This is a genomic window from Clostridium sp. AF36-4, from assembly GCF_003435975.1.
Taxonomy (GTDB): Bacteria; Bacillota; Clostridia; order Lachnospirales; family Lachnospiraceae; genus Eubacterium_F.
Genome location: NZ_QTVH01000004.1, coordinates 156351 through 166745, shown reverse-complemented (window position 1 = coordinate 166745; position 10395 = coordinate 156351). Strand labels below are relative to the sequence as shown.

14 protein-coding genes are annotated in these 10395 nt (G+C 37.3%); 11 read left to right on the top strand and 3 right to left on the bottom strand.

Annotated features, from left to right (window positions below; all coding sequences use genetic code 11):
- Positions 1-56: 56 nt before the first annotated feature.
- Complete coding sequence (locus DW005_RS03800) at positions 57-560, bottom strand: restriction endonuclease subunit S (protein WP_278286502.1); 504 nt, start codon at positions 558-560, stop codon at positions 57-59.
- A gap of 131 nt (positions 561-691) precedes the next feature.
- Here DW005_RS03800 and DW005_RS03795 point away from each other — a divergent pair, with 131 nt between their 5' ends.
- On the top strand, positions 692-1501 hold the full coding sequence (locus DW005_RS03795; RefSeq protein WP_117478227.1) for a tyrosine-type recombinase/integrase: 810 nt from the start codon (positions 692-694) through the stop codon (positions 1499-1501).
- A 33-nt stretch (positions 1502-1534) separates the two neighbouring features.
- Here DW005_RS03795 and DW005_RS03790 read toward each other — a convergent pair whose 3' ends face one another.
- Together DW005_RS03790 and DW005_RS03785 are read right to left on the bottom strand one after the other, a co-directional pair.
- On the bottom strand, positions 1535-2839 hold the full coding sequence (locus tag DW005_RS03790; RefSeq protein ID WP_117478226.1) for a restriction endonuclease subunit S: 1305 nt from the start codon (positions 2837-2839) through the stop codon (positions 1535-1537).
- Between the two features lie 50 nt (positions 2840-2889).
- On the bottom strand, positions 2890-3540 hold the full coding sequence (locus DW005_RS03785; RefSeq protein ID WP_117478225.1) for a hypothetical protein: 651 nt from the start codon (positions 3538-3540) through the stop codon (positions 2890-2892).
- A gap of 391 nt (positions 3541-3931) precedes the next feature.
- On the opposite strand from DW005_RS03785, the gene DW005_RS03780 reads away from it, so the two are divergent.
- The 10 genes from DW005_RS03780 (at position 3932) to panC (ending at position 10381) form a co-directional block, all read left to right on the top strand.
- Positions 3932-4117, top strand: coding sequence for a hypothetical protein (locus DW005_RS03780; RefSeq protein ID WP_117478224.1), 186 nt, complete (start codon positions 3932-3934; stop codon positions 4115-4117).
- A gap of 150 nt (positions 4118-4267) precedes the next feature.
- Complete coding sequence (locus DW005_RS03775) at positions 4268-5323, top strand: Fic family protein (protein ID WP_117478223.1); 1056 nt, start codon at positions 4268-4270, stop codon at positions 5321-5323.
- 74 nt (positions 5324-5397) lie between these two features.
- Entirely contained in the window at positions 5398-5886 is a 489-nt protein-coding gene (locus DW005_RS03770) for a type II toxin-antitoxin system antitoxin SocA domain-containing protein (protein ID WP_117478222.1), read from the top strand.
- On the top strand, positions 5876-6808 hold the full coding sequence (locus DW005_RS03765) for a hypothetical protein (protein ID WP_117478221.1): 933 nt from the start codon (positions 5876-5878) through the stop codon (positions 6806-6808). The genes DW005_RS03770 and DW005_RS03765 overlap by 11 nt, the downstream gene beginning before the upstream one ends.
- A gap of 88 nt (positions 6809-6896) precedes the next feature.
- Positions 6897-7037 (top strand): hypothetical protein, encoded by a 141-nt coding sequence (locus tag DW005_RS14130; RefSeq protein ID WP_022376301.1) that lies wholly within the window; start codon positions 6897-6899, stop codon positions 7035-7037.
- Between the two features lie 21 nt (positions 7038-7058).
- A complete protein-coding gene (locus tag DW005_RS14125; protein WP_242989353.1) occupies positions 7059-7346 on the top strand; it encodes a recombinase family protein in 288 nt (95 codons plus the stop codon).
- A 5-nt stretch (positions 7347-7351) separates the two neighbouring features.
- Positions 7352-7765 carry a hypothetical protein gene (locus DW005_RS03755; RefSeq protein WP_117478220.1) on the top strand — a complete coding sequence of 138 codons (414 nt, stop codon included), beginning with the start codon at positions 7352-7354 and terminating at the stop codon, positions 7763-7765.
- A gap of 63 nt (positions 7766-7828) precedes the next feature.
- Positions 7829-8695: a Rossmann-like and DUF2520 domain-containing protein gene (locus DW005_RS03750; RefSeq protein WP_117478219.1), complete on the top strand. Its 867-nt coding sequence runs from the start codon at positions 7829-7831 to the stop codon at positions 8693-8695.
- Positions 8696-9523 (top strand): 3-methyl-2-oxobutanoate hydroxymethyltransferase, encoded by an 828-nt coding sequence (panB, locus tag DW005_RS03745; protein WP_117478218.1) that lies wholly within the window; start codon positions 8696-8698, stop codon positions 9521-9523.
- A 12-nt stretch (positions 9524-9535) separates the two neighbouring features.
- A complete protein-coding gene (panC, locus tag DW005_RS03740) occupies positions 9536-10381 on the top strand; it encodes a pantoate--beta-alanine ligase (protein WP_022376297.1) in 846 nt (281 codons plus the stop codon).
- Positions 10382-10395: the final 14 nt, after the last annotated feature.

Sequence of the window (10395 nt, the reverse complement as noted above, 5' to 3'; positions counted from 1 at the left end):
GAAAAAATGGTGCCAGGACAACAGTCCTAGCACCACTTTGTCTACAGTCTGAAGCCTCAACTGAGGCTCTTTTCTATTAAGTACAATGCATGATTACTCTTTGTGATTTGAGATACAACTAACTTTTGATAGTTTTCTGGTGGAATTGGAAGTATAAGATTAAGAATATCTTCCCTTGAAATGCCAGGTATTAAGCCTTTGGCAACTGCTTTAATCTCTTCAATATAAAAGCTTATACAAAAAGAAAGATATTCCACGTTAAGACCATATGTGTTACGTATCGCCATAATTTGACGGGCAATATGGGCGTTTCCAAAATCATTGAAAGCCAATTCTCCTACCGTACCTTTACACGTTAGTAACAAGTCGCCCTGCTTTGTAATAACTTGTGGAGATGATGTCCACCTTACTAATTCGATTTTGCCATTTCTAAAATTGCTTGCCCCAGTAATATATGGAATACCATCTTGATTATCGTTGTATTCTGATGGAGATAAATCTCTCCCAGAAATTAATTTCCACAATTCTTTAAGTCGTATGAAACACCAATTTCCAGGAATTTCAAAAGGGATACTATCGTCTATATTTTTTATGGTGCTTCCTATCTTCTCATAATAAGAGAATTCGACACTTTTACCTCTATAATTGATTCAGCGGATACCCGCAAATATATTTATGGAGGTGTCTTTATATGAAGACAGAAATAACTTTTGAAGATTACCTAAAAAAAGGTAATCTATCCGAAAACACCATTGAATCTTACCTGTGGACAGTGAATTACTTCACTACAAATTATGATAAGATTTCGAAGGAAAACTTACTTGCCTACAAGGGCTATCTGATGGAGCATTTTAAACCCAAAACTGTAAATCTGAGAATACAAGCAATTAATAAATATCTAGAATATTTAGAAAAGTCACAATTGCGACTCAAAGCAGTAAAGATCCAGCAGAAAAGCTTTTTGGAAAATGTAATCAGCAATGCCGATTATAAATTCCTGAAGAATCAGCTTAAAAAAGATGGCAATTTGGAGTGGTATTTTGTTGTCTGGTATCTTGCTGCGACTGGTGCTCGTGTAAGCGAATTAATTCGTATTAAGATTGAGCATGTGCAACTTGGATATTTTGATTTGTATAGCAAGGGCGGTAAATTACGTAGATTATTCATTCCGAAAATATTACGTGAAGAAACACTAAAGTGGTTGGGTGAAACCCAACGCACGTCAGGCTATCTATTTCTAAACAGGTATGGTAATCGTATAACGACTAGAGGTATTTCTCAACAGCTCAAGAATTATGCAGACAAATATGGATTGGACAGCAAAGTGGTCTATCCACACTCTTTCCGTCATAGATATGCCAAAAACTTTCTTGAAAAGTATAATGATATTGCATTACTGGCTGATCTTATGGGGCATGAAAGCATTGAAACTACTCGTATCTATTTACGACGTACCGCAAGTGAACAACAAGCACTTGTAGATAAAATAGTAACTTGGTAAGAAGTGCAGCCGCTTTTTGAAAGCGGCTGTTCACTATAGTAACATATTTGAGATATTGTCTATCTCAATAAATATTTTTGAAATATGCCGAGAAATTCGTCGTTGTTCCTCAAACGGAGGCAAAGGAAATACTGCTTTTCTCCCATCTGCAGTACCCAGTCGTGGCATTTTTACTCCATATGAGCAACGATTGGCATATTTCAAAAAAGTAGGTGACATTAGATAGTATAATGCATATTGTGGTTCAACAACATTTGAGAAATTCAACGGAAGAATTTCAGAGGTGCAAAATCCTTCCTCATCTGCAAGAACCACTTTATTTAGATAAGGACGCAACTTGCTATAAAGGACCTGTCCCTTTTTGAACAGATGCTTTGTACTAGACGAATTACGTTCATATTTCCTAATTTTATGTATAACTTTGCCGGAATCTTTTTCAATATCTTCGAGATCTAAAACCCACGCTTCCTCGTCAATATCTTTAGTATCTACATTAACACAGTTTCCATAATCACATATCTCACCTAAACAGCACAATTCCCAATTAATAGGAATATCATCCAAATTCCAATCATTAATATTTTCTATTAATGTTCCGGTTTGTTGATAATAAGAGTTATCCTCACCACGGAAGATGATAGATTCCTTCTTATCACGCTTGATTTTGCCGGCTTTGATGAGTTCTTCTTTCTCTGCTCGTATACGTTCAAGAAGAACAGAAGCAGGCTCAGCATTCGGGTTCTGAGGTACAAGTTTACCACGAATAGCAAGGTCGAGGATTTTTGATTTTGCAGAAGAAATGTAATTAACAATATCCTCTTTTTCGTTTTCGATAGTCGAAACTGTCTTTAATATGTGATTAACTTGAAATTCCAATCTTTTTTGCTCTTCATATGGCGGAAGTGCAATAAGTATTGAATTCATATTATCCTGTGTCATTTTAGGTTGAGCAGAACCTGTTACATACTTTTCAAGGCTAATTGCATTAATATATAAACAAAGATATTCTAAGATCAGTTTATCAGTTGAATCAATGCAATGTGCATGATTATTTACCCAATACTGTCCTTCTGCAAAAAAAGCAATAGGTTTACTCCTTGTTACAAGATTTGCACCATCTTCACCTATTAGCAATAGTTTCTCATTAAATATAAACTTATCTATTTTGTCAATTTTTCCAGAAGCACCATAATAGTCATATATTTTAGCAACATTAGTACGATTAGCTGATGAGATAGGTTTTCTTTCGCTATCACGATTAACAGTAACAGACGTAAACCTACACCATGCCCATCCTTCCGGCACTTCAAATGGTATCTCATTTTCAATACATTTCACGGTTCCATCCTGAAACTTCTCATAATGTAAATTATTGATTCAATTTCTGCTCAATTTTCAGTCAATGAGAGTTGGGTGGATTTTTTATATCCTATACTTACAAAACAAATCGCCCACAGGGCAGAAAGGCAGGTACAGGATATGTACAACAACTGATGGAGTTCAAGGAGGGCATTAGAACGTCCTGTAAAATATTTCGTTGGTTTAGGAAGCAGGGGTAAGTACATAACATCATCCACTCTGGGAGAGGATGAGCCGGAATCTTTATTACCCACTTTAACAAAATTTCTGGAAAATCCGTATACCAATACATCGCATATGAAATGCGCCGGAGCATGATCAAAGTGCGTCAGTAAGGCATCTTTTTTCTCCTCAGAAGTAGTGATGTCACATAACACCAAATCTCGAATAGCTGAAATGGTATAAGAAACATCACTGATATATGGCAATAATTCTGATTCGATATCTTTACAGAGCTTGTCTCTGTTCTTTTTGCTGTTGTAATAACTGATAATTTTGGGGCTGATGCGGGATTGTCCTTTAATCCATTTACAGACCAATCCATTATCAAATGCAAAATCTACATTATCGTTGGCAAAGCTGCCAAACAGCATATAGATAAAATCCATTTGCGAGTAGTCTGCATCAATTAAGCCGTCCAAAAGGATGGCAGCTATACTATGAAAATCAATTCTATTCAATGAAATCATCTCCTGTAATTTGTCCTGTAATTTTTTATGGTTCTTATTTTATGGTGGTAATACGTTTCAATATGGGAAGTATATCATAAAATCAGACACAGAACAACCGTTCGAATAATGTGAACGCTATTTTTGGAAAGATTTTTTTGGATTCCATTACTTAAATTCTATTTGAGCTTTTTCAATCTGGACTCAATTGTGGCTCAATGTAGAATGCCACCGGTTTTACTAAAATGAATCTATTAGGTTTACTCGTCATTGCCGGCATAAAGATGACAAAACTTGGTAATCATTTAGGTAAAGGAGGTTTCGCATGGAGTTGACGGTAAACAAAGCGGGCAAGTATGCCTTAGTATGACTTACGAATGCGGAAAAAGCTGATCCAAAGGTTATGGACAGTTTACAGCCTTTGATTGAGCAGTGTAAGGAGAAGAAGTACAGATTGGCTATTTTTGAATCCGGTGAGCAGGATTTGTTGGAAAAGACAACAGATTTGCTGATTCACAATCGAGGACTGGAAAAAACCGATGATGGAAAAACAACTGCTTTGCCCAAACAGGCAGCAGGAGCAAGGTAGTGAGCGGTGATTCGCCCGATACTACCCCACATCGTTTTTTTCTACCCCAAATTAGCGAAAATGGGGTAGAAAATACATAAATGGGGTAGATTAATATTGATATTCTATGTCATTTTTGATAAAATGGGGTAGAAAGGAAATGGAGTGACTATGAAAGAGATTAATTACAGAAAAATAGAAGAAATGCCTATAACAATTGAAGTAATGAATATGATTTCAGCACTTCATGAGTATAAGGGACGCCAGGAATTATATATAGAAACGCAACCGGAAATTTTGGAAAGATTGATGGAAGTTGCAAGAATACAGAGTACAGAAGCTTCTAACAAAATTGAAGGAATCTACACTTCGGACGCAAGATTAAAAGAAATTGTTCAAAAAAAGAGTGAACCAAGAAACCGGAACGAAAAAGAAATTGCTGGTTATAGAGAAGTATTAGGAATGATTCATGACAGTTATTCTTACATACAATTAAAACCGAACGATATTCTGACTTTACACAAATATTTATATAGTTATTCTGAATCCGGCAATGGTGGACATTATAAGATGGTAGATAACTATATAGAGGAAGAGGACAAATTTGGAAATAAAAGCGTGAGATTTCAACCGGTTCCGGCAGTTCTGACAGCGGAATATATAGAAAGCTTATGTAAACAATATGAAGATGTAATCAACCATACGCACATTGATCCGCTATTAGTAATACCATGTGTAATACTTGATTTCTTATGTATCCATCCGTTTGGAGATGGAAATGGGCGAATGTCCAGACTTTTAACGCTGCTACTGTTATATAAGACCGGTTACCTTGTGGGAAAATATATCAGTATTGAAATGGTGGTAGAAAAATCGAAGGAAACATATTATGAAGTATTGCAGGATAGTTCAATAAACTGGCACGAGAATACAAATGATTATATGCCATTTATCAGATACACATTGGGAACTATCATAAATGCCTATAAAGACTTTGAAGACCGATTTATCTTGCTGGAAAAGAAAAAAATGACTTCACCGGAGCGAGTCTACAGCATTATTGAACGTTCATTAGTGAAGTTAGGAAAGTCGGATATAATGACTCTGTGTCCGGAACTGAGTCAAAAGACGATTGAGAGAGCACTGAAGAAGTTGACAGATGACGGGAAGATTGCAAAGGTTGGAGCAGGGAAAAGTACAACATATGTGGATGTGAAAAGATTGTAGGGAACAAATGTTCGAAAAAAATTGACATCTGAGATTACAAGTGCTACAATTAGTGTATTGAAAGAGGTGATATCATGGCATATAAAGTATTGGATGTGGCTAGGTATATAATAAATTATAGTAATAAAATGGAATATGGTATTTCAAACTTAAAATTGCAAAAGTTATTATATTTTGTACAGGCGGAGTTTTTAGCCTTTACAGAGAGGAAACAGCCATGTTTTATTGAAGAAATTGAAGCATGGGGATTTGGTCCTGTTGTTCCAGAGGTATATCAAGAGTTTAAACAATATGGTAGTTCAAATATTCCGACTATTATAAAGTACTATGAAGTAAATGATAATTGGGAAATTGTAGAGAAAAAGTATAATCAGAATTGTATAGAACCACAGGATCGAGAAACGATTAATCAGACAGTAGACGGGTTTGCTGACTATTCAGCAACTGCACTTGTAAATATTACACATAATCAGGACCCTTGGAATGAAGCTTACGAGGAAGGCATGAACAGGATTATTTCTAAAAAAGCTATAAAGGAGTATTTTGAGAGCGATGACAATTGATAAATTGATAAAAACAAAACCTCAAAGTACAAAAGTGCCTAGTCCAAAAGGAACGGGATATGAAGAACTAAAAAGAAGAATGCAGGGAATATGTACTTCTCTTAATTGGACAGCAGATGAGTATAAACCTCAAAAAACAGTTGATTCTATTAGGAAGTATGTAGAAAAGCAAGAGCGAATATTGTATTCGGAAATAAGTGGATTTTACTTTTCGTTAGATGAAGAAGAACAGGGAAATTTTATATCAAATGTTGAGGCTTTGTTGGTTTTATGCATGGAAGATGCACAATATAAAGATATAAAAGTATATGCTTTAAAGATATATGATCATGTTCATTTGGCCATTTATCAGGTGGAAAAGCTTCAAACTAAAAGAAAAGATGATGAATTAAAACAGACTATTGCACAAAACTTAGAACCGGTAAAAAAGAAGTTGGAAGAACAAATAGAAAGTAAGGTGCAAGTCACACAAAAGGAGATATATGCGCAGTTAATCTCGTTGATAGGTATATTTACTGCAATGGCGTTTCTTGTTTTTGGGAGTATATCGGCTCTTGATAATATATTTAACAATTTTCAAACCGTTTCTTTGTGCAAAATTGTAATTGTTGGTTGTGTATGGGGCTTATGCGTATTGAATTTGATTTTTATTTTTATTTACTATGTATCGAAAATGACTAAGTTGGATTTGGAAGTGAATAGTTATCGTACAATTGCTTGGTCAAATTTAGTACTCATAAGCATATTATTAACCAGCATTTGGATTAATTACGTAAAACATGTGGGTATAGGAAAATGGTTCAATATATTAGCAAAAAATAATGCCGAGGTCGTTAGTTTGTCAGGATTTGCAGTGATTATTATTTTGGCTATAGTATCCATTATTATTATTGCAAAGTTTGGAAGGAGAAAAAACAAGTAGCTTTTTGCGAGGCAAGCATTACCGCTTGCCTTTTTTACACCCATAACTTACAATGTTGTTACAAAACAAAGAAAGGAGAGGTGGCAATATGGAAAAACATACCAACGACCTCACGCTTACACAAGAAATTGCCGGTTATTGTCGTATCTCAGTTGATGAAGAGTTAGGCAGAGACAATACCTCCATCGAGAACCAAAAGAAAATTATCGAAGAGTTTGTAAAAGCTTAATTTCCCAAGTGTAAGCTTTCTATATATGAAGACCGTGACCGGTCCGGGTATACCTTTGAACAGCGTGAAGGATATGGGCAGCTTCGCAAGAAGCTGATGAATGGGAATATCAGTGTACTTATTGTAAAGGACTTCAGTCGATTTTCCCGTCGAAACAGCAAGGGACTTGTGGAGCTGGAAGACCTGCGTGATGCAGGCGTGCGTATCATTTCTATTGGAGATGCCATTGATTATCCGACTTATAATGACTGGACAGCGATACATTTTCGTTTTTGGAAAATCAACTTTCGGATGCCAAGGATGAGCTGAAAACTGTGAAGAAACGAAAGATTAAAGAAATTGCCAAGGCTGATGAAGATACAGTTGAAATTATTGAAGAGACCTACGCAGAGATTGATAATCTCTTAAAAGTTGGCTTTGTAACTACTTTCTACTATCAGCAAGTAGAGGGCAGAGAACAACTACTAAGTGTTGCTGAAGAAACGAACTATGGTACATCTGTAAATTTTAATCATGACAGTAAAGTTATATCAAACAAAAAGGAGTCACCTGATACACGTAATAATTCAACCAAGTCATGTATAGGTGATCTTCTAACCACTACCGTTCCGCTAAAAACTCGCAACAAGCCAGAACGACTCTTTACTGTCAATGTTATCAGTAGTGGCGACCCTTCACAAATACTCACTTTACAAAACCCTCAATTTGTGCTATTCTGTCTCGTATGAGCGGTATTCATAGGAAACTGCATCAGGTGATAATGTGTTGTCACGGACTACGGAGGTGATGACATGAAGATAGGAATTATAGGTGCCGGAAAGGTTGGCTGTTCGATTGGAAAATATCTGACAGAGCATGGTTTTTCGGTTGCCGGGTACTGTAGTAAATCAAAAAAAAGCGTGGAAGAGGCCGCGACTTTTACAAACACAAAAGCATATGATTCTCTGGCCGAACTAGTGGCAGAGAGCACGATTCTTTTTCTTACCACGCCGGATGGTGCGTTGGAAAGTGTGTGGAACGAACTGAAAAAAGAATCAATACAAAATAAAATAGTATGCCATTTTAGTGGCTCATTATCATCCGATTTATTTTCTAATCGAGAGGAATACGGGGTATCTGCCGCATCCTTTCATCCTATGTATGCGTTCAGCAGCAAATTCACATCGTATGAACAATTGAATCATGTAATATTTACCGCTGAAGGGGATTTTTATGCCTTGTCCGTTGTCGGAGACATTTTCCGAAAAGCGGGAAATAAAGTATGCGTCATGGAATCGGCGAAGAAAACAAGGTACCATGCATCGGCATCGATGATAAGCAATTTGATGATTGGCTTGTATGAGATGTCCATTCAGATGCTTATGGACTGTGGATTTTCGAGGGAAGATGCGGTGGAATTGACAACGCCGCTTGTGCAAAATAACATCAAAGCACTGCTTCATTCATCGCCTGAAGAAGCCTTAACCGGGCCGATTGAGAGAGGCGATACCGAAACGGTGAAAAAGCATTTAGCCGTGTTGACTGAGGCAGAAAAAGAAGTTTATCTAAGACTTGGTGAAACGGTGTTAGAGATTGCCGGACGGAAAAATCCCGAGAGAGATTATCAAACGATGATTCAGTTATTAAATGATATGTGCAGGAATAGGAGGACACAATAAATGAAAAACACAGTAGTAACGATTCAGCAGATGAAGGAAAAAGGGGAAAAAATTTCAATGCTGACCGCATATGATTATTCGACAGCAAAACTGGAAGACGAAGCCGGAGTAAATACAATTTTGGTTGGTGATTCCTTAGGAAATGTAATTCTTGGTTATGAGGATACGATTTCAGTGACGATGGAAGATATGATTCACCATGGAGCAGCTGTAGCAAGAGGTGCAAAAAACGCACTTGTTGTTGTGGACATGCCGTTTATGTCGTATCAGACATCCGTTTATGATGCGGTTGTCAATGCCGGACGACTGATGAAAGAGGGACGCGCCGGAGCCGTGAAACTGGAAGGCGGAAAAGAAGTCTGCCCACAGATTCAGGCAATTGTGGGTGCCGGAATTCCGGTCTGTGCACATCTTGGACTGACACCACAGTCGATTAACGCTTTTGGCGGATTTAAAGTTCAGGGTAAAACGGAAAAGGCAGCAAAGAAATTAATTGCGGATGCAATTGCTGTCGAAGAAGCCGGTGCATTTGCGGTTGTACTTGAGGGAATTCCAAGTAAACTTGCCAATCTTGTGACCGAGAAGTTAGATATTCCAACAATTGGAATCGGTGCCGGAAATGGATGTGACGGTCAGGTACTTGTTTACCAGGATATGCTTGGTATGTTCTCTGACTTTACACCAAAATTTGTAAAACGTTATGCAAACATTGGAGAAGTGATGAAAGAAGCATTCCAGAAATATATGGAAGAAATCCAGAGCGGCGCTTTCCCATCCAGTGAGCATGAATACAAAATAGATGATGATATTATTGAGAAGTTGTACTAGGAGGAAGAAAAAATGCAGATTGTATCAACCGTAGAAGAAGTAAGAAAACAGGTAAAGAAATGGAGAGAAGAAGGACTTTCCGTTGGTCTTGTTCCGACAATGGGTTATCTTCATGAGGGACATAAAAGTTTGATTGACAAGGCAGTTGAGCAGAATGACCGTGTCGTTGTCAGTGTTTTTGTAAATCCGATTCAGTTTGGACCAAATGAAGATTTGGCAACTTATCCGAGAGATTTGGAAAGAGATGCGGCGCTTTGTGAAAATGCCGGTGCAAATCTTATTTTCCATCCGGAACCGGAAAATATGTATGAAAGCGATTTTTGCAGTTTCATTGACATGGATGGACTTACGAAGGGATTGTGCGGTAAAACAAGACCGACACATTTCCGTGGTGTCTGCACAGTAGTTGGAAAATTATTTAACATTGTAGAGCCGGACCGCGCTTACTTTGGACAGAAGGATGCACAGCAGTTAGCAGTCATCCGCCGTATGGTAAGAGATTTGAATTTTAATCTCGAAGTCATTGGCTGCCCGATTATCCGTGAAGATGACGGTCTTGCAAAAAGTTCGAGAAACACTTATCTCTCAAAGGAGGAGAGAAAAGCCGCTGTTATTCTTCATAAAGGATTACTTCGTGGTGAGGAATTAGTGAAAGCCGGCGAAAAAAGTGCTGCCACCGTGAAACAGGCAATTACGGAAATCATTGAGTCGGAGCCGCTTGCCAAAATTGATTATGTGGAAATTGTAAACTTTGATAATATTGAAACAATAGAAACGATTGACGGTTCCATTTTGGCTGCCGTAGCCGTTTACATTGGAAAAACAAGACTTATTGATAACTTTATTTACGAATCATAAGATTGGAGGATAAG

Bases quoted from the DNA above. Each gene is read 5' to 3' on its own strand.
- DW005_RS03795 (WP_117478227.1), top strand. From the start codon at position 692: ATGAAGACAGAAATAACTTTTGAAGATTACCTAAAAAAAGGTAATCTA.
- DW005_RS03780 (WP_117478224.1), top strand. From the start codon at position 3,932: ATGGACAGTTTACAGCCTTTGATTGAGCAGTGTAAGGAGAAGAAGTAC.
- DW005_RS03775 (WP_117478223.1), top strand. From the start codon at position 4,268: ATGAAAGAGATTAATTACAGAAAAATAGAAGAAATGCCTATAACAATT.
- DW005_RS03770 (WP_117478222.1), top strand. From the start codon at position 5,398: ATGGCATATAAAGTATTGGATGTGGCTAGGTATATAATAAATTATAGT.
- DW005_RS03765 (WP_117478221.1), top strand. From the start codon at position 5,876: ATGACAATTGATAAATTGATAAAAACAAAACCTCAAAGTACAAAAGTG.
- DW005_RS14130 (WP_022376301.1), top strand. From the start codon at position 6,897: ATGGAAAAACATACCAACGACCTCACGCTTACACAAGAAATTGCCGGT.
- DW005_RS03750 (WP_117478219.1), top strand. From the start codon at position 7,829: ATGAAGATAGGAATTATAGGTGCCGGAAAGGTTGGCTGTTCGATTGGA.
- panB (WP_117478218.1), top strand. From the start codon at position 8,696: ATGAAAAACACAGTAGTAACGATTCAGCAGATGAAGGAAAAAGGGGAA.
- panC (WP_022376297.1), top strand. From the start codon at position 9,536: ATGCAGATTGTATCAACCGTAGAAGAAGTAAGAAAACAGGTAAAGAAA.